The following is a 23,334-nucleotide window of genomic DNA, read 5'->3' as shown; positions in this document are numbered from 1 at the left end:
ACCAAAGAGAACACGATTTGAATTACCAAATGATTGAAACGGACGATGCGCTGGCAAGCCTGTGTGAGGCTGTCCGCGCATGTCCGGCGATTGCTTTAGATACTGAATTTGTCCGTACCCGCACTTATTACCCGCAGTTAGGATTGATCCAGTTATTTGACGGGGCTGATGTCGCCCTGATCGATCCGCTCGGCATTACCGACTGGTCGCCGTTAAAAGCGGTACTACGCGATACAGGAATCACCAAATTTCTTCACGCGGGCAGCGAAGATCTGGAAGTGTTTCTTAATGCGTTTGGCGAACTGCCGGAACCCCTGATTGATACGCAAATTCTGGCGGCGTTTTGCGGGCGTCCGCTGTCGTGGGGTTTTGCGTCGATGGTAGAAGAATATACGGGCGTGGCGCTGGATAAAAGCGAGTCTCGTACCGACTGGTTAGCTCGACCTTTGAGTGAGCGCCAGTGTGAATATGCGGCGGCGGATGTCTGGTATCTGTTACCGATCGCCAAAAAACTGATGATTGAAACCGAAGCCGCAGGATGGCTGCCAGCCGCGCTTGATGAGTGCCGGTTGATGCAGCAGCGTCGTCAGGAGATTCAGGCGCCGGAAGAAGCATGGCGGGATATCACTAATGCCTGGCAGCTACGTACCCGTCAGTTAGCCTGCCTGCAACTTTTAGCCGACTGGCGGCTGCGTAAGGCGCGTGAGCGCGATATGGCGGTAAACTTCGTTGTGCGTGAGGAAAATCTGTGGGCGGTCGCGCGTTATATGCCGGGCAGTCTCGGCGAGCTGGATAGTCTGGGACTTTCCGGCAGCGAGATTCGTTTTCACGGCAAGACCCTGATATCGCTAGTGGCGAAAGCCCAGGCGCTGCCGGAAGAGGCGTTGCCTGAACCGCTGTTGAATCTGCTGGACATGCCGGGTTATCGCAAAGCGTTTAAGGCAATCAAAGCGCTGGTGGCCGAGGTGAGCGCGGCGCATCACGTAAGTGGCGAGCTACTGGCATCGCGTCGGCAGATTAATCAGTTGCTTAACTGGCACTGGAAATTAAAGCCGCAAAACGGGCAACCGGAATTAGTTTCCGGCTGGCGCGCCGAACTGATGGCGGAAAAGTTAGCTCTTCTGTTGCAGGAGTACCCGCGTTAACAACGGTAATTGCCGGGAAAATGGCGGGTTAAATAAATGTCCGTGTCCTGAGCAACGCAAAAAAATAAAAAAGGCAGATTCTTCTGCCTTTTTAATCCAGGAATTTTCCCATAAAAGAACTTATTTTGACTCTTCAGCTTCCGGCAGCGTTACGTTAAGTTCAAGGATGGAGATATCGCCATCTTTTTGCTCAAGCTGGACGGTAACCATTTCCGGATCGATTTGTACGTATTTACAAATAACCTCAAGTATATCTTTCCGTAATTGCGGTAAATAATGCGGTTCGGCATCGCTACGGCGACGTTCCGCGACAATGATTTGCAGCCGCTCTTTAGCAATATTAGCGGTACTCTTTTTCCGCGAGAGAAAAAAATCCAGTAATGCCATAATTTATCCTCCGAACAGGCGTTTGAGGAAACCTTTCTTCTCTTCTTCAACGAAGCGGAAAGGACGTTCTTCTCCCAACAGACGATCTACGGTATCTGCATAGGCTTTACCCGCATCAGCAGTGGCGTCAAGAATCACCGGTTCGCCCTGGTTAGATGCGCGCAGTACGGATTGATCTTCCGGGATCACCCCGACAAGTTTAATACGCAGAATCTCCAGTACATCTTCCATGCTGAGCATGTCGCCTTTATTTACGCGGCCTGGATTGTAGCGCGTCAACAGAAGATGTTCTTTAATCGGTTCTTCGCCATTTTCTGCGCGACGAGATTTCGATGCCAGAATACCCAGAATACGGTCCGAATCACGGACAGAAGAGACTTCCGGGTTGGTCGTAATGATCGCCTCATCGGCAAAATAGAGCGCCATCAGCGCCCCGGTTTCGATACCTGCCGGCGAGTCGCAAACGATGAACTCAAAGTCCATCGCTCTCAGTGAGTCAAGCACCTTAGCAACGCCTTCGCGCGTCAGCGCATCTTTATCCCGGGTCTGCGAAGCCGGAAGTATGAAGAGATTTTCAGTACGCTTATCTTTGATCAGCGCCTGGTTCAGTGTCGCATCGCCCTGAATGACGTTTACAAAATCGTAAACGACACGACGTTCGCACCCCATAATCAGATCGAGGTTACGCAGTCCGATATCAAAATCAATGACGACAGTTTTCTTTCCCTTCTGGGCCAAACCTGTAGCGATGGCCGCGCTGGAGGTGGTCTTGCCAACGCCCCCTTTACCCGAAGTAACAACAATAATGCGTGCCATAAAAATTCCTTGTTAAAAAGGGATCAATTCAACGGTTGAACTGTCAAAGCGTTGTCTGCTAAACGCAGGCGCGCCGCTTTGCCATAAAATTCTGCCGGGATTTTATCACTCAGCCAGTAAACACCTGCGATAGAGACCAGTTCTGCCGTCAGATGGGTACAAAAAATTTGCGCTTCCCGATCGCCGCTCGCCCCTGCCAGCGCGCGACCTCTCATCATGCCATAGACATGGATATTGCCGTCAGCGATAAGCTCTGCGCCAGCGCTTACGTGACTTGTAACAATCAGATCACATTGTGGAGCATAAATGCGCTGACCGGAACGAACCGGAACATCAATTAATCGCGTTTTTGTGATGGGATTAGCGTTTTGCGGCGGCTCGCTGGGCGTTGCCGACTCAACGGGCGCAGGTCGAACCGCTTTCTCTTTACCTTCAGTCAGTAAAGGAAGACCCATCCGATCGATTTCTGCTTTCAGGCTGGCGTCTTTACAACCGCTCACGCCGATAATGCGTAAGCCAGTTGACGTCACGATCTTATGCAATTCCGGCCAGTTTACCGGGTTTTCAAGACCGCTAACGTTAATAACGACAGGGGCGTGTTTTAAAAACGCAGGCGCCTGCGCAATTTTGTCTTCTAACGCCTGACGAATAACCTCTGGTTCCGCTTCATGCATATGAACCACTGATAAGGTGAAGCTACTGCCTTTAAGCTCGATTGGCGTGTTTGACATCCTGGCCTTACTCAATTTGCTATTTATCATCTCCGATACGGAGTGATATTCCGAAGTCCAGAAGGCATGTTATAGTCAGTATTATATTGAGGCAAGTCACCATCCCGTTAATTCAGAGTAAAAGTATGTTTTGTGTGATCTATCGAAGTAGCAAGCGCGATCAAACCTATTTGTATGTCGAAAAAAAAGACGATTTTTCACGGGTGCCTGAAGCGTTGATGAAAGGATTCGGTCAGCCGCAATTAGCGATGATTCTGCCGCTTGATGGGCGTAAAAAATTAGTCAATGCCGAGCTAGAAAAAGTAAAACAGGCGTTAAGAGAGCAGGGCTATTATTTACAATTGCCGCCGCCGCCGGAAGATTTGTTGAAACAACATCTTTCTACAGTGGGACAAAATACGTCGCACGCTGACCGTTAAACGCTATTCGGCTTCGCGTCGACATGACGCTGCGCCTGAATTTCATGATGACCTTAGGGGAAAATATGTATCAACATCGCAACTGGCAAGGTGCCCTGCTTGATTACCCGGTAAGTAAAGTGGTCTGCGTGGGCAGTAATTACGCAAATCACATCAAGGAGATGGGCAGTGCGACGCCGGAGGAACCCGTGCTTTTTATCAAGCCGGAGACCGCATTGTGTGATATCCGCCAGCCGCTGGCGATCCCGGCGGACATGGGCGCTGTTCATCATGAAGTTGAGCTTGCCGTGCTGATTAGCGCAACGCTCCGCCAGGCGACTGAAGAGCATGTGCGCAAAGCGATAGCCGGTTATGGCGTGGCGCTTGATTTAACTTTGCGCGATATTCAGGGAAAAATGAAAAAGGCCGGACAGCCCTGGGAAAAAGCCAAAGGTTTTGATAACGCATGTCCGATTTCAGGCTTTATCCCTGTCGCGGCCTTCTGCGGCGATCCGCAAAATACGGTTATCGGACTTAACGTTAATGGCGAGGTTCGCCAGCAAGGGTCGACCGCAGATATGATTCATCCTATTGTGCCCCTTATCGCCTATATGAGCCGCTATTTTACGCTCAAAGCAGGGGACGTGGTGCTAACCGGCACGCCGGCAGGCGTGGGGCCATTACTGAGCGGCGATGAGCTGGACATTCGTTTTAATGGCGAAATGTTGTCTACCCGCGTTCTGTAAAATCTGCTTACCGCCTTCAGAGGCGGTAAAACTTGCATCTGCAGGCCAGACTGGTTATAAGGTGCAGTTTTAATGCAATGGCGGAAACTTCAATGAGCGATATACCTTTCTGGCAACGTAAAACCCTGGATGAAATGACCGATGCCGAGTGGGAGTCGCTGTGCGATGGCTGCGGCCAGTGCTGTCTGCATAAGCTGATGGATGAAGATACGGATGAAATCTACTTCACCAACGTGGCTTGCAGGCAGTTAAATATCAAAACGTGCCAGTGCCGTCATTATGAGCGCCGTTTTGAATTTGAACCAGACTGTATCAAACTTACTCGCGAAAACCTGTTTGACTTTGCATGGTTGCCGATGACCTGCGCCTACCGTTTGTTAGCCGAAGGCAAGCCCTTACCGGCATGGCATCCGCTGCTCACTGGATCGAAAGCCGCTATGCATGGCGAGCGAATTTCTGTCCGTCATATCGCGGTAAACGAATCTGAAGTGCGGGACTGGCAGGATCATATTTTAAACAAACCGTCATGGGCGGATTGAGTCTTCAGCAAAACGGCTGAGTGTTTACAATTCTTTAACTTACGCCTGGCGGTCCCTGAAAACTGGAATTACCTGCAAATTCCGTCATCTGGCGTGATCACCGCCTTCTCTTTGCCCCTGACGCTCCTTGTCGCTGCGCTCGCGCGCCTATGGCGGCGACTCTATACTTTCAAAGCAGTATATCGCTGCCTATCCTGAGGAGTTACCTATGAATAACCAACTGTCGCGCGTTTCGAAGGATCAGCCCAGGAAGCCTGATAAGACACCCGAAGACGAAGGAAAAAATCCAAACAAAAACCAAAAGTAGTGATGTAGGGTATCTTAAATAACTATGGTTAGTTGGAGGCTTTATGTCTGAACGTCCTGATTTAGTCGATCCATTACCAGAGGATGAACCGCTTCCTGGTGATAATATTCCGGACACGCCAGAGGGAGACGATCCTCTCGATTCGGATACCCAGAATGAGGTTGAAAATCCTCGTAGATAGCGTCCTGTGCTACTAACCAACCGCCTGATGCAGCCGCCTGACTTTAGTGGGCAGTCTATGCCAGGCGGTTTTTTTGCTTCACCCGCAGTGAAACATCCTGATAACTCTCAGAAAGATAGCCTATAATTTTTGTACCTTAAAATAGTAGCGCGTCATAACGACACTGTCTTATTTGCGCTTAACCGTTTGCGAGTTCAAAGGAGGAAATTAATGAACAGCGAAGAGTTGACACGTAAAGCAGAAGAAGAAATCGCGGCACTCATTACGAAAAAGGTCGCCGAAGTACGGAAGAAAACCGGGCAAGAAGTTTCCGAAATAGAGTTCGCGCCGCGAGAAACGATGAAAGGGCTTGAGGGATACAACGTTAAAATTAAACTACTCTAGCGATTAATCCGCGCCATTGACCACCTGGCTACCGGGCGGGACGTCGCCCGGTGGTGATTGGGTTACAGATATATATCAGGCTTTTTTCTGATGATACATCTCTTCGTTCTGATGGCCTTCCTCAACCCAAAAGTGAATGTTGAAGCGCGCATCATCGCTAAGTTCTACCCGATGCCAGTATTGCGGCGGGCTGGTGGCGAATTGCCCGGCATTAATTACCACTTTCACTGCTGGTTCTGTCGCGGTTTCATTTGCAAAGCCATAGTAGGTCACGGTGCCTTCCATCACGCAAAGTTGTCCGAAAACGCCTGCCGCCGTGTTGTGATGAGAAAGTAATGCCGCCGGGACATTCTCTTTGGTGAAAAAGGGCGTGGAGCGTTTAACCTTCCAGTTTGCCGGGATGCGTAAGTGGGACATAAGACATCTCCTTGGTGTGGCTAAAAAAATATGTATTTAATATACACCTTTAAATGGCTGGCAAACAACACATCAGGCAAAAAAAACGCTCCCGAAGGAGCGTGCGTATCAACGACCGAACAGGTCGCGTTTTTTAGGCTTAAACGCCTGGGCTATGACTACGGCTATCGCCACCACAAGATAGGCGGCAAAGATCCCCAGCAGCCATTGCGGCATCTCCAGTGTTAAAAACGACCACTGGCGCTCTGCGCAATCGCCGGATGCCACAAACACCTGCGGCAGCCATTTACCCAGCGGCAACCAGTCTGGAAAACGCGCCACAAAGTCACAGGTCATGAACGGCGACGGGTGTAACTGAATCATCGTATGTTCATACGCCAGTTGTAGACCCCGCCAGGCGCTGTAAAACCAGATAACCATCGCTACGTATCGCAGCGGCGTTTTCGGCGCTATTGCGCCTACCAGACCTGCGCCCATCACGCCAAACAGGGCGCAACGTTCGTAAATACACAGCACGCAAGGTTTAAGCAACATAACATGCTGGAACCACAGAGCTACCATTTCCAGCGCAAAGGCGGTTAACGCCATCAGTAACCATGCTCCCCGACCCCGTGAGCACTGGTTTAAAAATCGTAACATAATAATTTCCCTGCAACATGCATAGAGATCGCAGTGTAAACCAATTCAATTCGTGCGCCACTAGCGGGAAATGAAATAATGTGTAATTGGATAATTATCAGGCAAAAAAGCGAAACCGGGCGGTGAATTGTCCGCTCAAACATTACGAAAGCGTTGCCAACCATCCTGCCTGAGTCATCCATTCGTTGACCGGCGCAAGAGTGAATTCGACGCACAGTAACCCTACCAGCGTCAAAATGATAGTGTACGGTAACGCCATCCAGACCATGCGGCCATAGGAGAGACGGATTAACGGCGCCAGCGCGGAGGTCAGCAGGAATAAGAATGCCGCCTGACCATTTGGTGTCGCTACTGATGGCAGGTTCGTACCGGTATTGATTGCCACGGCTAACAGCTCAAACTGCTTTAAGCTGATGGCGCCGTTTTCCATTGCCGCTTTCGCTTCGTTGATATAAATAGTACCGACAAAGACGTTATCCGAGATGGAAGACAACAGACCGTTAAAGAGATAGAACAGCGTTAGCTGCGCGTGTTCGGAAGCTTGCAAAACGAACTGAATAATCGGCGCGAAAAGATGTTGATCGATAATGACCGCCACAATTGAGAAGAAAACGGTTAACAGCGCAGTGAAAGGCAGCGACTCGGTAAATGCTTTGCCGATGGCGTGCTCATCGGTTACACCCGTTAACGCGGTGGCCAGAATGATCACCGACAGACCAATCAGACCCACCTCCGCGAGATGAAGGGCGAGTGCGGTAACCAGCCAGACGCCAATAATCGCCTGGACTATTAGCTTAATTTTATCCTGGCGGGTGCGCTGCTTACGGCTTTGGTCGTCAAATTGTTGCAAGACGTTGCGGACTTTTTCCGGCAGCGTTTCGCCATAACCAAACCAGCGCATCTTCTCGACCAGCATACAGGTTAACAGCCCACATACCAGTACCGGGACGGTAACAGGCGACATACGCAAAAAGAAGTCGCCGAAATGCCAGCCAGCCGCTTTAGCGATGATCAGGTTTTGCGGCTCCCCGACCATAGTCATGACGCCGCCCAGCGCCGTACCTACGCCCGCATGCATCATCAGACTGCGCAAGAATCCGCGGAATTGTTCCAGCACAGTTTTGTAATGCTGATCGATATGACTGTCGTCCAGCATATCGTTCTCTTCGCCTCGCGATGAGGCCACACGATGGTAAATCCCGTAAAAACCGACTGCGACGCTGATCACCACTGCGACGACGGTAAGCGCATCGAGGAAAGCCGACAAGAACGCGGCTGCGACGCAAAAGGCCAGCGACAAAACCATCTTCGAACGGATACTGAGTAACAGACGGGTAAAAATAAACAACAGTAACTGCTTCATAAAGTATATGCCCGCCACCATAAACATCAGCAGCAGCAAGACTTCCAGGTTGGCGGCAACCTCTTCACGCACATGGGCGGCGCTGGTCATGCCGATGACGACCGCCTCAATGGCCAGTAACCCGCCGGGCAGCAGGGGGTAACACTTTAACGCCATCGCCAGGGTGAAGATAAACTCTGCCACCAACAGCCAACCGGCAACAAAGGAGTTAGTGAAGAAAGTTAATGGGTTAATAATTAAAAAGACAAGTAGTGCCAGTTTGTACCAGTCAGGCGACTGGCCTAAAAAGTTGCGCCACATGGCGCGACCCCAGGAGATCTCCATGAAAGTTTCCCTTACCTAAAAAAATAAAATAGCGTTTTTATGTGTAAACACAGAGAGTAGCGAGCGCGGCGAAGGCAAGCAAGCCCTAAACGATATTGGCAGACGATATCAGAAATGGTGTCTTGATCCCCTTTTTCTTCATCGCGTCCGCTATCAGGCGATACGCCCGTCTGGTATGATGAGTGTAACTATGTTTTGCTGTGTAATGGAAATCTCACTATGGTCATTAAGGCGCAGAGCCCGGCGGGTTTCGCGGAAGAGTATATTATTGAAAGTATCTGGAATAACCGCTTTCCTCCCGGCACGATCTTACCGGCAGAACGAGAACTCTCCGAACTGATTGGCGTGACGCGCACTACATTACGCGAGGTGTTACAGCGACTGGCGCGCGATGGCTGGCTGACCATTCAGCATGGCAAACCGACAAAGGTCAATAATTTTTGGGAAACGTCAGGGCTGAATATCCTTGAAACGCTGGCCCGTCTTGACCATGAAAGCGTTCCGCAACTGATTGATAATTTGTTGTCGGTGCGTACCAATATTTCCACTATTTTTATTCGTACCGCGTTGCGTCAACACCCGGATAAAGCGCAGGAAGTGCTGGCCACTGCGCACGAAGTGGCCGATCATGCCGACGCATTCGCCGAGCTGGACTATAACATCTTTCGTGGCCTGGCATTCGCCTCCGGAAACCCTATTTACGGCTTGATCCTGAACGGCATGAAAGGGTTATACACCCGCATTGGCCGCCACTATTTCGCTAATCCGGAAGCGCGCAGCCTGGCATTGGGCTTTTACCATAAATTATCGTCGTTATGCGAGCAGGGCGCGCACGACCAGGTGTATGAAACGGTACGGCGTTACGGGCATGATAGCGGCGAGATTTGGCATCGGATGCAGAAGAATCTGCCCGGCGATTTAGCCATTCAGGGGCGATAATTCAGGGACGCCCGGTTAGCGCAAGCGCTACCGGGCAATATCACGATTACAGATTGTTCATGCGTGGCGGGCAACGTTCAAGTAGTTCTACGCTGCCATCCTCATTTTGCTGTTCCAGCATTACATCAAAGCCCCATAACCGGTGCACATGTTTCAGCACCTCTTTGCGGCCTTTATCCAGCGGCGCGCGGTTATGCGGGATATAACGCAACGTTAGCGATCTGTCGCCGCGTAAATCCACATTCCAGACCTGGATATTCGGCTCCAGGTTGCTCAGGTTATACTGTGACGACAGTCTTGAACGTATTTCCCGATAACCTTCTTCGTTATGAATGGCGGAGATTTCCAGATAATTATGCCTGTCATCATCAAGTACCGTGAAGAAACGGAAATCACGCATCACCTTTGGCGACAGGAACTGACTGATAAAGCTTTCATCTTTAAAATCGCGCATGGCGAAGTGCAGCGTTTCCAGCCAGTCGGAACCGGCAATATCTGGAAACCAGTATTTATCTTCATCAGAGGGCGACTGACAAATGCGCTTGATATCCTGGAACATGGCAAAGCCGAGCGCATAAGGATTAATTCCGCTATACCAGGGGCTATTATAGGGCGGCTGGAATACGACATTGGTGTGGTTGTGTAAAAACTCCAGCATGAAACGTTCCGTCACTTTACCTTCATCATACAAATGGTTCAGGATGGTGTAATGCCAGAAGGTCGCCCAGCCTTCGTTCATGACCTGCGTCTGTTTCTGCGGATAAAAATACTGGCTGACTTTACGCACGATGCGCAGAATTTCGCGCTGCCAGGGCTCCAGCAACGGGGCGTTTTTCTCCATAAAATAGAGCAGGTTTTCCTGCGGTTCGGAGGGAAAACGACGTGCTTCGGCGACGGTTTTCTCTTCCTCGCGTTTCGGCAGCGTGCGCCACAGCATATTCACCTGGCTTTGTAAATACTCTTCCCGGCTTTTTTGTCGCGCTTTCTCTTCCTGCAACGAGATTTTTTGCGGGCGTTTATAGCGATCAACGCCGTAATTCATCAGCGCGTGACAGGAATCGAGCAGTTTTTCTACTTCGTCCACCCCGTAGCGCTCTTCACAGCGCGTAATGTAATGACGGGCGAAAATCAGATAATCGACGATAGAACTGGCATCCGTCCAGCTTCGAAATAGATAATTATTTTTAAAAAAGGAGTTGTGTCCGTAACAGGCGTGCGCCATTACCAGTGCCTGCATGGTGATGGTATTCTCCTCCATCAGATAGGCAATACAAGGATTGGAGTTGATCACAATTTCATAAGCCAGTCCTTGTTGACCATGCTTATACAGACGTTCAGTTTCAATGAACTTTTTGCCAAACGACCAGTGCGGATAGTTGATCGGCATCCCAACGCTGGAGTAAGCGTCCATCATCTGTTCGGAAGTGATGACTTCAATTTGGTGCGGGTAAGTATCCAGTTTGTAGAGTTTCGCCACGCGGTCTATCTCCGCCAGATAGACATCCAGCAGCTCAAACGTCCAGTCGGGTCCATCGCTCAAACGTGTGGTGTCCTTGTTCATGGAATCAATCGTAACCATTCGCGCACCCTCATTGTTGGCGACGCTCTCTGTATGGAGCGCCTCATTTCAAGCATAGAACACTATGTTAAAAAACAAGTTGATCGCAAAAACTTTTCTTTGCGATTTCCTCCAGTCTGAGCGGCGAAAAAGCAGGTATCGGCATCATTTTATGTTATATAAAAATGACTCGCAGCAGGAGATCCCAAACCAGTAAGATTGCTTGTCTGTTGGGTATATGTGAAGCACATCACCATAAAAAAGCCGTATGTTGAATAATATTTTCATCTGGGTTATCAAGATGTAATCAGAAGATTATTCTTTTACTATTAATGGAGCGGCTATGCGAGTTGTCATCCTGGGGAGTGGCGTGGTTGGCGTGACCAGCGCCTGGTATTTGAGTCAGGCGGGACATGATGTCACCGTCATCGATCGCGAATCCGGCCCGGCGCAAGGAACCAGCGCGGCGAATGCCGGGCAAATTTCACCGGGATACGCGGCGCCATGGGCGGCCCCCGGTGTACCTCTGAAGGCGATAAAATGGATGTTCCAGCGCCATGCGCCGCTGGCGGTGCGTCTTGATGGCACCCCGTTTCAACTGAAGTGGATGTGGCAAATGCTGCGTAACTGCGATACCCGGCATTACATGGAAAATAAAGGCCGCATGGTGCGTCTGGCGGAATATAGCCGCGACTGTCTGAAAACGCTGCGCGCCGAGACTGGTATCAAATATGAAGGCCGCCAGGGGGGAACGCTACAGCTCTTTCGTACCGCGCGACAGTATGAGAATGCCACCCGTGATATCGCGGTGCTGGAAGATGCTGGGGTGCCGTATCAACTCCTGGAATCCAGCCGACTGGCGGAGGTCGAACCCGCTCTGGCTGAGGTTGCGCATAAATTGACCGGCGGGCTGCGCTTGCCGAATGATGAAACCGGGGACTGTCAGCTCTTTACCCAGCGTCTGGCGCACATGGCGGAGCAGGCGGGCGTAACCTTCCGCTTTAATACTCCTGTGGAAAAATTGCTGTACGAAAATGAACAGATTTATGGCGTAAAATGCGCCGATGAGATCATTAAAGCGGATGCGTATGTCATGGCGTTTGGATCGTATTCAACGGCGATGCTCAAAGGTATTGTTGATATTCCGGTTTATCCGCTGAAAGGTTATTCATTAACCATCCCGATTGTCGAGCCAGATGGCGCGCCGGTATCAACTATCCTTGATGAAACCTACAAAATCGCCATTACGCGTTTTGATAAGCGTATTCGTGTGGGAGGAATGGCGGAAATTGTGGGATTTAATACCGACTTACAGCAACCGCGCCGCGAAACGCTGGAGATGGTTGTGCGCGATCTTTTTCCGCGCGGCGGTCGTATTGAGCAGGCCACATTCTGGACCGGTCTGCGTCCCATGACGCCGGACGGCACGCCGGTAGTGGGACGCACCCGTTTTAAAAATCTGTGGCTTAATACCGGACACGGCACGTTAGGCTGGACGATGGCTTGCGGTTCTGGTCAGTTGTTAAGCGATATCTTGTCTGGTCGTACGCCAGCGATACCCTACGACGATCTGAGCATTGCGCGATACCGTTCCGATTTTGCGCCCTCCCGTCAGCAACGTTTGCATAGCGCGCATAACTGATTAAGGAAGTGAAATGACCCGCCCTATACAGGCCAGCCTTGATTTACAGGTAATGAAACAAAATTTGTCTATTGTGCGCCGGGCGGCTCCTGAAGCGCGCGTCTGGTCGGTGGTAAAAGCCAACGCCTACGGCCACGGTATTGAACGCGTCTGGAACGCGCTGAGCGGCACAGATGGTTTCGCTATGCTCAACCTTGAAGAGGCGATTACCTTGCGTGAACGCGGGTGGAAAGGGCCAATACTGATGCTGGAAGGATTTTTCCATGCGCAAGACCTGGAGACATATGACACTTATCGGCTGACTACCTGCATTCACAGTAACTGGCAGTTAAAAGCACTGCAAAATGCGCGGCTTAACGCGCCGCTGGATATCTATGTCAAAGTTAACAGCGGCATGAATCGGCTCGGTTTTCAGCCTGAGCGGGCGCAGACTGTCTGGCAGCAATTGCGGGCAATGCGCAATGTCGGTGAAATGACAATAATGTCACATTTCGCCCAGGCCGATCATCCGGAGGGCATCGGAGAGGCGATGAGGCGCATTGCGCTGGCGACGGAAGGGATTCAGTGCCCGTATTCATTAGCAAACTCGGCGGCAACGCTGTGGCATCCCCAGGCGCATTACGATTGGGTCAGGCCTGGTATTATTCTGTACGGTGCGTCGCCGTCAGGACAGTGGCGGGATATTGCCAATACCGGACTAAAACCCGTTATGACGCTGAGTAGCGAAATTATTGGCGTACAGACGTTGAGGGCGGGTGAAAAGGTTGGTTATGGCGGGTGTTATTCTGCGCATCAGGAACAACGCATAGGCATCGTCGCGGCGGGTTATGCCGATGGCTATCCACGCCATGCGCCGACCGGGACGCCCGTACTGGTGGACGGTATCCGTACCGGAACGGTAGGCACCGTTTCAATGGATATGTTGGCGGTGGATTTGACGCCGTGTCCGCAGGCGGGGATCGGCACGCCGGTAGAATTATGGGGTAAAGAAATTAAAGTCGATGATGTCGCCGCTGCGGCTGGCACGCTGGGTTATGAGCTACTGTGCGCCGTCGCGCCGCGCGTGCCTTTTGTGACAATGTAACGTTATTCTGACTCTGATTTTAGACTGGCTCACCGGGTAGGCTGGCCAACGTTTTCAGGCGGCCTTATTCTGCTTCGTCTTCGGCGACGCGTACCCCAATCTTGCGTACCACGTTATCTTCTTTTTCAGCCACGGTCCAAATCATGCCGCCAAACTCCACCTGATCGCCGACGACCGGCGCGGCGCCCAGCAGTTGCTGTATGATTTCACCCAGGGTTTGTTGTTTATCCCGGTATTCCATTCCTTCTTCCAGCCCGTAAATAAGCGCCACGTCGGCGAATTTCGCATTCGCTTCGAGGATAAAATCGCCAAAGAAACGCTGATCTAACGAAACCGGCGGCGACTGGCTAAACAATTTGCCCAGCGCTGGCAGATCGCGCTCCCGGCCAATCACGCAGAGTACGTCGCCTTCACGCAGGCGAGTACTGCCAGTAGGATGAAACAGTTCATTATTGCGAAATAACGCGGCAATGCGGGTTTCATTCGGCATATGCAGATCGCGCAGCGCCGCGCCGACGCACCATTTGTCCGCGCTCAACTGATAGATGAATTGTTCCCACGGATTGTCAGGATGGATGTCAAGCCCTACGCGTGATACCGGCCAGCCAACCGGAGGCACGACCACTTTGGCTCTTTTCGCCGCCCATGAGAGCGAAGTTCCTTGCAGGAGCAGCGACACCAATACCACAAAGAACGCGACATTAAAGAACAGGCGAGCGTTTTCAAGCCCGGCCATCATCGGGAAAACGGCGAGAATAATCGGCACCGCGCCGCGCAGTCCGACCCAACTGATAAAAATGCGTTCCCGGAAATTAAAGCCGCGAAATGGCAGCAGGCCGGTAAAAACCGACAGTGGACGGGCAAAGAAAATCATCCAGAGAGAGAGAATGAGCGCAGGGACGGCAATCGGCCACAAATCGGAAGGCGTTACCAGTAGCCCCAGTACCAGGAACATGGCGATCTGCGCCAGCCAGGCCAGCCCATCAAAGTTTTGCAGGATGCCGTAACGGTTGCGAATAGGACGATTGCCTAACAGGAATCCGCACAGATAGACCGCGAGAATACCGCTACCTTCAAGCGCGGTGGTCAGGGCGAAAATCAGAATACCGCCGCTGAGCGCCAACATGGGATACAGACCGCTGGGCAGAGAAATTCGATTAATCATCTGTTGCAGCAGATAACCGCCGCCCAGACCAAAAACAATACCGAGACCGAATTGTTGGATAATATGGACGGCAAACATCCAGTCCAGACCGGTTTCATGTTTCTGGATCATCTCAATTAACGTGATGGTCAGAAAAACGGCCATCGGATCGTTACTTCCCGATTCAATCTCCAGCGTGGAGCCTACACGTTCGTTTAGCCCTTTACCGCCAAGCAGAGAAAAAACCGCCGCGGCGTCAGTTGAGCCGACTATCGCGCCAATGAGCAAACCTTCGATAAGATTCAGATGAAACAGCCAGGCGGCCATCATGCCCGTTAACCCCGACGTAATCAGCACGCCGAGCGTCGCCAGCGACAGCGCAGGACCCAGCGCTACCCGAAAAGAGCTGGCCTGGGTGCGCATTCCGCCATCCAGTAAAATTATCGCCAACGCCAGGTTACTGACCATATAAGCGAAAGGATAATTATCGAAAGGAATACCGCCGATGCCATCCACACCGGCTAACATCCCAATGGCGAGGAAGATGACCAGAATCGGAATACCAAGTCGCGATGAGAATGAACTTAACAGGATACTGCTGGTTACAAGGATGGAACCTAAAATAAATAGACTAATAATTGTTACAGCATCCAACGTTTTATATCTCCTGACTCACACGGCTTCGTATTATTTAACATTAACATAATAACGGCCTGGACAGCGTTTTACTTAGCCTGTCGGCGGCATTTTTTACAATTGCAGCGTAGGGTGACCGGATACAGTGAGTTGAGTACTCTGGCGCGTATTTTTTAGCGTAGCATTTGCCCCGACAGGGAGCGTCACCGTTCGCTGTTCATGTCCGAAGTCAAGACCGGTAATCAATGGAACGGACAGACGGGAACGTAAAAACGCGTAGACGCTCTCCAGAGAATAGCCTGCGTCATACTCATTGGGCGCCGCGCCGCTAAAGCTGCCGAGAATGATGGCGCTCTGGCGGTTTAAAATTCCGGCGTATTCCAGTTGTAAAAGCATCCGCTCGACCCGGAAAGGATGCTCATTGATATCTTCCAGCACCAAAATGCCTTTGTCGATAGTCGGCATCCAGGGCGTACCGATAAGGGAGATTAACATCGCCAGATTTCCGCCCCATAAGGTGCCTTGTGCGTCGCACTGAGGGCCGTCGCCTTGCCACTGCAGGGTAAATTGCGCATTGCGTAGCGCCAGCCAGAAATGTCGCTCGGTGAACGCATTCAGCGTTTCGGCGCCAAAATTTGCCGCCAGCATAGGGCCGCTAAAGGTGATGACATTGGCCTGCGCTAATAGCCCAGCCTGAATCGCCGTAAAATCACTGTGGCCGCAAATGAGTAAGGGATCGCGCTGTTGCCGGGAGGCGATCGCCTGCCAGTCAATACGATCCAGCAAACGGCTGGCGCCATAGCCTCCGCGAACCGGCATGACAATCGTATTCGGCGTGGTCAGCGAGGCCAGCGAATTAACATCGGCCAGCCGCTCAGCGTCTGTACCGGCAAAACGCTGATAGCGGCGACGAATCACCTTGTCATTCTCCACCTGATGACCTGCGTCTGTCAGACGCTGAACGCCGCGTAGCGCGGCCTGTTGGTTAATACAGTAGCCCGATGGGGCGATTAAATGAAACAGAGACATGACAATTCCTTGCTGACAATAGAATGCAAATGTATATCATGCCGCATATATCAGGCGGTGTCCCTCATTACGCGGCGTTTCTGGATGACGTAATAGCGGAGACAGCCTGAGTGCCAGGCCGGGGCGGCATTACGTCTCCGGCCGACAAGAGGTAAATGAGCGCGGCAGCCTGCTTTACGGGGCGGTGATTAGCGGACATTGCACCTCAGCGACAAGTTCCGGCTATAAGGATAGATGACGTGAAATTAAGATGGTTTGCTTTTTTGGTAGTAATACTGGCTGGCTGTAGCTCAAAACAGGATTACAGGAATCCGCCGTGGAATGCCGAAGTGCCTGTAAAGCGTGCGATGCAGTGGATGCCCATCAGTGAAAAAGCCGGGGCGGCATGGGGGGTTGATCCGCATTTAATCACCGCGATTATCGCCATTGAATCCGGCGGCAACCCTAACGCGGTCAGTAAGTCCAATGCGATTGGCCTGATGCAGTTAAAGGCGTCGACCTCCGGGCGCGACGTTTACCGTCGTATGGGCTGGCGTGGCGAACCGACCACCAGCGAGTTGAAAAACCCTGAGCGTAACATCTCAATGGGCGCGGCGTATCTGAGCATTCTGGAAAATGGGCCGCTGGCCGGCATCAAAGATCCGCAGGTGATGCAATATGCGCTGGTCGTCTCTTATGCTAACGGCGCAGGCGCGTTATTGCGTACTTTTTCATCCGACAGGAAGAAGGCGATAGAAAAAATTAACGATCTGGATGCGGACGAGTTTTTTGAACATGTTGTTGATAATCATCCCGCGCCGCAGGCACCGCGCTATATCTGGAAGCTTCAGCAGGCGCTGGACGCCATGTAGTTTAGCGTGAAGATTATTCTCGCACTTTATTCGCTCTTTCTCGGGCGTCGCGCTCAAGCGTAAAAATAATCCGCTGTAACTCCCGCTCCACCGCCGGGCTAACGTTAAGGAAACGAAAGCTCAGGCGGGGAGTGGTGATCGTTTCATTTTTCCCATCAATCACCTTACGCTCGCTGATGGCGATAAGCTGGGCGTCAACGTGAAAAATCCCCCATTGCCCCATGTTCAGTTCAACCTGCGAAAAGCGCGCGCCTTCTATTAACCCGTCGGGGATGGCGGATTCCAGTAGCGCGCCCATGCCGCCAAGGGAAAGATCAAACAGGCGAAAACGTAACGTACGGGTGTCCGGTAGCGTGGTGACGCCGTAGTAAGGCGGATACAGCGGCGCGCCAATGCGAAAATACTCCCGGCGCTGGACAAACCACAGTGAGGACGGCAGAGGAGTTATAAAGGCCGGAAGCTGCTGATAGTAACCTGTGACGAACCGCGGCAACGTGAACTCGACTTTTGCGCCCTGCGTTTCTGCGATAATGTCTACCTGCCCGGCGCGCAATACGGCGCTATTTTCATATTCCTGACTGCCGTAATCTACGATGAGTTTTTCCGGGGCCACAGCCAAAATTTTACTGATGAATTGCCCCTTAGCCCAGGAAATACGTAGTGGAACCTGATTTTTATTTAAATCCCGTAGCACGCCTAATATTGCTAATGGATTTTTTTTCAGGAACTGCTCATTGTAACGACTCACACGAAATAACTCCTGATGCCTGACAGACTATCGTTGGGTTATCGGCATCGGTAGAAAGAACTTAATAGCGATAAATAAATTTTTACGCCCGCGAGATAAATCAGTGTTTAGAAATGCGCTGCCCGACTTTGCCTATACTTAAAACGTTTTTACTGGAAAGAGGGTCTGCAAATGGGAATTATCGCCTGGATTGTTTTTGGTTTGATCGCCGGCGTTATCGCCAAATTGCTTATGCCGGGGCGTGATGGCGGGAGATTTATCCTGACCTGTATTCTCGGTATCGTGGGGGCGGTCGTGGGCGGATGGCTGGCGACGATGTTTGGTATCGGCGGCAGTATCAGCGGCTTTAATCTGCATAGTTTCCTGGTCGCTGTCGTGGGTGCTATTGTGGTGCTGGTGATTTTCCGCTTTCTGCGACGCAACTAACCGCTTCAGGATGTTTAAGCGTTGACCCGGCCTGGCGCCGGGTCAACAGACTATAAACGCGCGTTACTGCGTTGCTGCGGACGACGCTTTTGTCGGTGTCGCGCTTAATGATGCCGGACGAGTAGACGGTACGCTATCACACGGTTTTTTCTGCGGACAAATCAGATCGAGCATTTTCAGCGTCACGCCGTTGGTCCAGCCAAAACCGTCCTGAAGGGGATATTCGCCGCCGCCCCCGCCAGTACCGGTACTGCTGACGTCATATTTTTCGACCAGTTTTTTCTCGCGATCGTAAGTGTGCTGCACATTGGTTAAAAAGCGCCAGGTCACTTCCATTGCCACGTTATCCTGCCCATAATTTTGCAATCCTTCGGTAGCGACCCATTGTAACGGCGCCCAGCCGTTTGGCGCATCCCACTGTTGTCCGCTTTTAACCGAGGTGGTAGCCAGACCGCCAGGCTGTAGCAGATGCGCCTGGGTCGCTGCCGCGACTTTCGCGGCGCGCTCTTTCGCGGCGGCGTTCACATAGAGCGGGAACAGTGCGGCAGCGGTAAGTTGGTTACGGATTTTATTGTTCTTCAGATCGTAATCGGCATACCAGCCTTCTTTGCTATTCCACAGATGCATTTCGATGGCTTTTTGGCGCGCGTTGGCCAGCGCGTCATATTGCGAGGCTTTGGCCTGGTCGCCTGCCGCAACGCTGGCGCGGGCGAGGGTTTTCTCCAGCTTATACAGCAGAGCGTTAAGATCGACGGGGACAATCGTAGTGGTACGGATGGTACTGAGTTGCTCCGGGTTATCCATCCAGCGGGAGCTGAAATCCCAGCCAGAGGCGGCGGCAGCGCGGAGGTCTAGATAGATTTCCGTTGCCGGGCGGTTCGGGTTACTTTTGGCGGTAGCGATATCTTCAACCCAGGATTCAGGGCGGGGCGTATCCCGATCGTCCCAATAGCGGTTGAGAACACTGCCGTCCTCCAGTTTGACGACGCGTTGGTTTTGTTGCCCTGGCTGCAACGTGTCAACGCCCTCCATCCAGTAAGCGTATTCTTTTTGTAACTGCGGCAGGTATTCTTTCAGCGCATCGTCACCTTCATGTTGCGCCAGTAACTCAACCATAAACGCAAAGAAAGGCGGCTGAGAACGACTCAGGTAATAGGTACGGTTGCCGTTAGGAATATGCCCCCAGGCGTCAATTTCGTAACCGAAGTTCGCCACCATATCCGCAACTTTATCCCAGTGGCCGCTTTCCGCCAGCCCCAGCATCGTAAAGTAGCTATCCCAGTAGTAAATCTCTCTGAACCGTCCACCCGGTATGACATAGGATTCCGGCAACGGCAAAAGCGAGTCCCACTTTTCGACGTGCGTGGTTGAACGGGTCAACACCGGCCACAGGCCATCAATATGCTCGCGTAGCGACTGGCCGGTAGGAGGAACATATTTTTCTCCCGCTTTCGGCAGGGTGAAATTAACGTTAACAAAATGACGCAAATCGAAGCTGGACTGGTTCCGCTGCATACGATAATCCGCAAGGATCATGAGCGGATCGCTATTCGGTATCGCGTCAGCAAAGGTTTTCTGATCGGGGAACAGTTTTGCATTCTGGACATCATTAAAGAGCGGGCCAAGCAAAATATCCGGCGGCGGCGGAGTTTCGGTCTCAGAAGAAGGGTCCGCGGCGGTTGCCGAAAACGCCGCAAATGTCAGCAGCGTCCCTGCCAGCGCCAGTTTTATTGCTTTCTGCAGCAGAACAGTACGGCGAATCTCGGGGGGTATCATCAAGTTATCTCCTTAGCGGTGAGCCAAAGCCAACGGCATTTACCATGACAAAACCTTAGTCTACGATGACCAGATACGCGTGATTGAACCGCTATTTTGCGAACAAACAGACATTTTAATCAGACGGAATTTACCGGTGCATGCGGGAAAATAGGCGTATACAGACAAAAAATCCACGCCGGGGCGTGGATTTCAGCACAATAAATTTTTAGCCTTAGCCCGGATAGATACCGCGATCTTTACGGGCCAACAGAATTCGCTCACAGGCGACAATATAGGCTGCGGTTCGCAGAGAGCAGGATTTCTCTGCCGCTTTCTCCCAAACATGTACGATCGCGTCGGTCATGATTTTGTCCATGCGCGCATTGATCTCTTCTTCGCTCCAGAAGAAGCTGGCCATATCCTGTACCCATTCGAAGTAGCTGACGGTCACGCCGCCGGCGTTACAGACCACGTCAGGCACCACGAGGATGCCACGGCTGGCCAGAACATCATCAGCATCCGGATAGGTTGGGCCGTTCGCCCCTTCCAGCACCAGCTTACAGGTCAGGACTTCCGCGCGCTGACGGGTTATCTGGCCTTCAAGCGCCGCCGGGATCAGAATATCCATCTCCAGACTCCAGAACGCATCGCTGGCGATCGTTTCCGCTCCAGGGAAACCGGCAATCTGTTTGTGTTCTATCTGCCATGCCGTGAGCGCCTTCATATCAATACCGGTGGCGTTAAACAGAGTCGCGGTATGGTCCTGAATCGCCACCACCCTGGCGCCTGCGCCGGCAAACAGACGCGCAGCTTCGCTGCCGACGTTACCAAAACCCTGAACCGCAACGCGAGCGCCTTCAACAGCGATATTCGCCCGGCGCGCGGCCTCCAGGCCGCTGACGAAAACGCCGCGCCCCGTCGCTTTTTCACGGCCTAACGAACCGCCAAGATGGATAGGTTTACCGGTGACGACGCCAGTCACCGTGGTGCCGTGATTCATGGAATACGTATCCATCATCCAGGCCATCACTTTACCGTTAGTGCCGACATCCGGCGCAGGAATATCTTTCTGCGGCCCGATGATAATGCCGATCTCGCTGGTATAGCGGCGGGTCAAACGCTCCAGTTCACCTTCCGACAGCGAAAACGGATCGACGCGAATGCCGCCTTTGGCACCGCCGTAAGGCAGGTTCAGCGCCGCACATTTAATGGTCATCCATGCTGACAGGGCCATCACTTCATTGAGATCAACGTCAGGATGGTAGCGAACACCGCCTTTACCCGGACCTCGGGAGAGGTTGTGCTGCACGCGATATCCTTCGAAATGACGAATAGTACCATCATCCATTTGTACCGGAATATCGACGATCAGAGCGCGTTTCGGGTGGCGTAGAGTATCCACCCAACGGGATAGCTCGCCCAGATAAGGGGCTACACGCTCGATTTGTTGCAGGTAGGTATTCCAGGCAGATGTGCTGCTATCTGAAGCGTAAGATAACTTATCCATGATAAACCTTAGTGATAAAAGTAATATGTTCTTTAATTGACCGTGGTACATAGTAGATCACACTATGTGGCGATAAATTTAACACTTTTTTAAATAATTAACTCAGATCAAAAATGGAAGATGGTTGGGTTTTCGCTACGATTTTTACCGGGGAGTGGTTAATTATCCGGTGGTGATAGGTGATATGCCATTAAATGCGCTTTTAAGTGCTTAAATATGCATAGGGTGCGCAAGGCAGTTATTTGTCATAATTATGACGCACCTCTAAAAGTAAACGTTATGATAACGACATGTATCAATGTTATGTCGTCCTGTCGGCGGGGAAACGTCTTCGCCAGGCGCGTAAAAAGATAAAAATAACCGGAGTCAGACGGCGCTGGCCCCGGTTTACCTCTTTATTGTTGACGCGATTCAAGCCATACCAGAGCCAGCGTCGACAGTGAGCACATCAGCAGAATGCCGACAAACCACAGTAAATACCACATCGCTTCCGCTCCCTAATAAAGTTCATGATCGTTGCGGCGGAGAGTCTCCAGGTTGATGCGCCCCAACATTTTGTAATAGCTCCACAGCGTGTAGAGCAGTACGATCGGCAGAAAAATCAGCACAATCACAAGCATGATTTCGAGCGTCATCTGGCTGGAGGTGCTATCCCACACCGTCAGGCTGGACAGAGGATTAACACTTGACGGCATCACAAAAGGAAACAGTGTTATCCCGGCGGTAAAGATGACGCTGGCCTGGGTCAGTGAAGCGAACAGGAATCCACGAATAGTCTGACCGCGAAGGCAGGCATAGAAAGTCAGAATTGGCAGTACCATACCAAGCAACGGGATGATGAGCAGTAGCGGCGAGCGTATAAAGTGATTCATCCAGGCGCCAGGGAGTATCGCCACGCCTTTCAATAGCGGATTGGAAGGACCGTTGGCATCCTGCGCGAGTAAGACAAAGCCATCAATACCGGCCCACAGCCAGTACCCGGCCAGCAGGAAGCAGATTACTACCAGCAGCGCGCTGTGGCGGGTGGCCGACAGCGCTCGTTGACGAATAACACCCTCCGTTTTCAACTGCAACCAGACGCCCCCTTGCATAATCACCAACGATAGACTCAATAACCCACACAGTAAGGCAAAAGGCGAGAATAACTGCCAGAAGGTGCCAAAATAGTCAACATGAAGCTGCGGCGTGAAGGCAAACGGTACGCCTAAAAACAGGTTGCCGAACACGATGCCGAATACGACCGGAGGAACCAGACTGCCGATAACCAGACCGGTATCCCACAGCGCGCGCCAACGGGCATTAGCGATCTTACCCCGATAATCAAAGGCCAGCGGGCGAAAGAAGAGGGCGCAGAGTACCAGGATCATCGCCACATAAAAACCGGAAAACGCGGCGGCATAGACCCGTGGCCAGGCTGCGAACAATGCCCCGCCCGCAAGGATCAGCCATACCTGGTTTCCTTCCCAGTGGGCGCCGACGCTATTGATCAACACCCGGCGTTCGTCATCGCTGCGCGCTATCAGCGGGAGCAGGCAACCGACACCCATATCAAAACCGTCAGTCACCATAAATGTCACCAGGATGACGCCGATCAGCAGCCACCAAATGAACCGCAACGTTTCATAATCCAGCATG

General features: G+C 51.8%; 25 protein-coding genes. 11 read left to right on the top strand and 14 right to left on the bottom strand.

The window, feature by feature from the left end; translation table 11 throughout:
* Nucleotides 1–17: 17 nt before the first annotated feature.
* Nucleotides 18–1,145: a ribonuclease D gene (rnd, locus tag F4V61_RS03640; RefSeq protein WP_024131856.1), complete on the top strand. Its 1,128-nt coding sequence runs from the start codon at nt 18–20 to the stop codon at nt 1,143–1,145.
* Nucleotides 1,146–1,265: 120 nt separating this feature from the next.
* On the opposite strand, the gene minE is transcribed toward rnd, so the two are convergent.
* Genes minE through minC form a run of 3 tightly spaced genes read right to left on the bottom strand, consistent with a single transcriptional unit; the run spans nt 1,266 to nt 3,079 of the window.
* Nucleotides 1,266–1,532, bottom strand: a complete 267-nt coding sequence (minE, locus tag F4V61_RS03635; protein ID WP_001185666.1) for a cell division topological specificity factor MinE — start codon at nt 1,530–1,532, stop codon at nt 1,266–1,268.
* 3 nt (nt 1,533–1,535) lie between these two features.
* Nucleotides 1,536–2,348 carry a septum site-determining protein MinD gene (minD, locus tag F4V61_RS03630; RefSeq protein ID WP_000101049.1) on the bottom strand — a complete coding sequence of 271 codons (813 nt, stop codon included), beginning with the start codon at nt 2,346–2,348 and terminating at the stop codon, nt 1,536–1,538.
* A gap of 23 nt (nt 2,349–2,371) precedes the next feature.
* A complete protein-coding gene (gene minC / locus F4V61_RS03625) occupies nt 2,372–3,079 on the bottom strand; it encodes a septum site-determining protein MinC (protein ID WP_024131857.1) in 708 nt (235 codons plus the stop codon).
* Between the two features lie 125 nt (nt 3,080–3,204).
* On the opposite strand from minC, the gene F4V61_RS03620 reads away from it, so the two are divergent.
* The 5 genes from F4V61_RS03620 to F4V61_RS03600 all read left to right on the top strand — a co-directional run bounded on the left by F4V61_RS03620 (nt 3,205) and on the right by F4V61_RS03600 (nt 5,634).
* Complete coding sequence (locus F4V61_RS03620) at nt 3,205–3,498, top strand: YcgL domain-containing protein (protein WP_000458762.1); 294 nt, start codon at nt 3,205–3,207, stop codon at nt 3,496–3,498.
* Nucleotides 3,499–3,563: 65 nt separating this feature from the next.
* The gene (locus tag F4V61_RS03615) at nt 3,564–4,223 is read left to right on the top strand and encodes a fumarylacetoacetate hydrolase family protein (RefSeq protein ID WP_024131858.1); all 660 of its coding nucleotides are present in this window, start codon (nt 3,564–3,566) and stop codon (nt 4,221–4,223) included.
* Between the two features lie 92 nt (nt 4,224–4,315).
* Nucleotides 4,316–4,762, top strand: a complete 447-nt coding sequence (locus tag F4V61_RS03610; protein WP_001280222.1) for a YcgN family cysteine cluster protein — start codon at nt 4,316–4,318, stop codon at nt 4,760–4,762.
* 350 nt (nt 4,763–5,112) lie between these two features.
* The gene (locus F4V61_RS03605; protein ID WP_012210082.1) at nt 5,113–5,250 is read left to right on the top strand and encodes a hypothetical protein; all 138 of its coding nucleotides are present in this window, start codon (nt 5,113–5,115) and stop codon (nt 5,248–5,250) included.
* A gap of 210 nt (nt 5,251–5,460) precedes the next feature.
* Complete coding sequence (locus tag F4V61_RS03600) at nt 5,461–5,634, top strand: GnsA/GnsB family addiction module toxin (protein ID WP_001083585.1); 174 nt, start codon at nt 5,461–5,463, stop codon at nt 5,632–5,634.
* 75 nt (nt 5,635–5,709) lie between these two features.
* On the opposite strand, the gene F4V61_RS03595 is transcribed toward F4V61_RS03600, so the two are convergent.
* From F4V61_RS03595 to nhaB, 3 genes are all read right to left on the bottom strand, one after another.
* On the bottom strand, nt 5,710–6,051 hold the full coding sequence (locus F4V61_RS03595; RefSeq protein ID WP_058345195.1) for a DUF1971 domain-containing protein: 342 nt from the start codon (nt 6,049–6,051) through the stop codon (nt 5,710–5,712).
* 108 nt (nt 6,052–6,159) lie between these two features.
* On the bottom strand, nt 6,160–6,690 hold the full coding sequence (gene dsbB, locus F4V61_RS03590) for a disulfide bond formation protein DsbB (RefSeq protein ID WP_058345196.1): 531 nt from the start codon (nt 6,688–6,690) through the stop codon (nt 6,160–6,162).
* Between the two features lie 142 nt (nt 6,691–6,832).
* Complete coding sequence (gene nhaB / locus F4V61_RS03585) at nt 6,833–8,377, bottom strand: Na(+)/H(+) antiporter NhaB (protein WP_000406432.1); 1,545 nt, start codon at nt 8,375–8,377, stop codon at nt 6,833–6,835.
* Between the two features lie 219 nt (nt 8,378–8,596).
* Here nhaB and fadR point away from each other — a divergent pair, with 219 nt between their 5' ends.
* Complete coding sequence (gene fadR / locus F4V61_RS03580; RefSeq protein ID WP_000234828.1) at nt 8,597–9,316, top strand: fatty acid metabolism transcriptional regulator FadR; 720 nt, start codon at nt 8,597–8,599, stop codon at nt 9,314–9,316.
* Between the two features lie 46 nt (nt 9,317–9,362).
* Here the strand turns inward: fadR and F4V61_RS03575 are convergent, their stop codons facing one another.
* A complete protein-coding gene (locus F4V61_RS03575; RefSeq protein ID WP_000256241.1) occupies nt 9,363–10,895 on the bottom strand; it encodes a SpoVR family protein in 1,533 nt (510 codons plus the stop codon).
* A 322-nt stretch (nt 10,896–11,217) separates the two neighbouring features.
* Between F4V61_RS03575 and F4V61_RS03570 the strand changes: the two genes are divergently transcribed.
* Together F4V61_RS03570 and dadX are read left to right on the top strand one after the other, a co-directional pair.
* Nucleotides 11,218–12,516: a D-amino acid dehydrogenase gene (locus tag F4V61_RS03570; protein ID WP_001266942.1), complete on the top strand. Its 1,299-nt coding sequence runs from the start codon at nt 11,218–11,220 to the stop codon at nt 12,514–12,516.
* A 13-nt stretch (nt 12,517–12,529) separates the two neighbouring features.
* Nucleotides 12,530–13,600, top strand: a complete 1,071-nt coding sequence (gene dadX, locus F4V61_RS03565) for a catabolic alanine racemase DadX (protein ID WP_000197918.1) — start codon at nt 12,530–12,532, stop codon at nt 13,598–13,600.
* A gap of 64 nt (nt 13,601–13,664) precedes the next feature.
* Here dadX and F4V61_RS03560 read toward each other — a convergent pair whose 3' ends face one another.
* Both F4V61_RS03560 and ldcA read right to left on the bottom strand, forming a co-directional pair.
* Nucleotides 13,665–15,398: a potassium/proton antiporter gene (locus F4V61_RS03560; RefSeq protein ID WP_000340292.1), complete on the bottom strand. Its 1,734-nt coding sequence runs from the start codon at nt 15,396–15,398 to the stop codon at nt 13,665–13,667.
* A 96-nt stretch (nt 15,399–15,494) separates the two neighbouring features.
* The gene (gene ldcA / locus F4V61_RS03555; RefSeq protein WP_000051623.1) at nt 15,495–16,409 is read right to left on the bottom strand and encodes a muramoyltetrapeptide carboxypeptidase; all 915 of its coding nucleotides are present in this window, start codon (nt 16,407–16,409) and stop codon (nt 15,495–15,497) included.
* A gap of 239 nt (nt 16,410–16,648) precedes the next feature.
* Here ldcA and emtA point away from each other — a divergent pair, with 239 nt between their 5' ends.
* Entirely contained in the window at nt 16,649–17,260 is a 612-nt protein-coding gene (emtA, locus tag F4V61_RS03550) for a membrane-bound lytic murein transglycosylase EmtA (RefSeq protein WP_000776974.1), read from the top strand.
* Nucleotides 17,261–17,273: 13 nt separating this feature from the next.
* On the opposite strand, the gene ycgR is transcribed toward emtA, so the two are convergent.
* Entirely contained in the window at nt 17,274–18,008 is a 735-nt protein-coding gene (gene ycgR, locus F4V61_RS03545) for a flagellar brake protein YcgR (protein ID WP_000092684.1), read from the bottom strand.
* A 171-nt stretch (nt 18,009–18,179) separates the two neighbouring features.
* On the opposite strand from ycgR, the gene F4V61_RS03540 reads away from it, so the two are divergent.
* Nucleotides 18,180–18,434, top strand: a complete 255-nt coding sequence (locus F4V61_RS03540; protein ID WP_079828485.1) for a GlsB/YeaQ/YmgE family stress response membrane protein — start codon at nt 18,180–18,182, stop codon at nt 18,432–18,434.
* Between the two features lie 63 nt (nt 18,435–18,497).
* On the opposite strand, the gene F4V61_RS03535 is transcribed toward F4V61_RS03540, so the two are convergent.
* The 4 genes from F4V61_RS03535 to appB form a co-directional block, all read right to left on the bottom strand.
* The gene (locus tag F4V61_RS03535) at nt 18,498–20,210 is read right to left on the bottom strand and encodes an alpha,alpha-trehalase (protein WP_079828483.1); all 1,713 of its coding nucleotides are present in this window, start codon (nt 20,208–20,210) and stop codon (nt 18,498–18,500) included.
* Between the two features lie 214 nt (nt 20,211–20,424).
* Nucleotides 20,425–21,699 carry a Glu/Leu/Phe/Val family dehydrogenase gene (locus F4V61_RS03530; RefSeq protein WP_000359709.1) on the bottom strand — a complete coding sequence of 425 codons (1,275 nt, stop codon included), beginning with the start codon at nt 21,697–21,699 and terminating at the stop codon, nt 20,425–20,427.
* Between the two features lie 395 nt (nt 21,700–22,094).
* Entirely contained in the window at nt 22,095–22,184 is a 90-nt protein-coding gene (cbdX, locus tag F4V61_RS03525) for a cytochrome bd-II oxidase subunit CbdX (RefSeq protein ID WP_000270301.1), read from the bottom strand.
* 12 nt (nt 22,185–22,196) lie between these two features.
* Nucleotides 22,197–23,333 carry a cytochrome d ubiquinol oxidase subunit II gene (appB, locus tag F4V61_RS03520; RefSeq protein WP_079828481.1) on the bottom strand — a complete coding sequence of 379 codons (1,137 nt, stop codon included), beginning with the start codon at nt 23,331–23,333 and terminating at the stop codon, nt 22,197–22,199.
* Nucleotide 23,334 lies beyond the last annotated feature (1 nt).

The organism is Salmonella enterica subsp. arizonae (assembly GCF_008692845.1).
GTDB classification, from domain to species: Bacteria; Pseudomonadota; Gammaproteobacteria; order Enterobacterales; family Enterobacteriaceae; genus Salmonella; species Salmonella arizonae.
The sequence above is the reverse complement of the archived record's forward strand: the minus strand, read 5'-3'. Positions and strand labels throughout refer to the sequence as shown.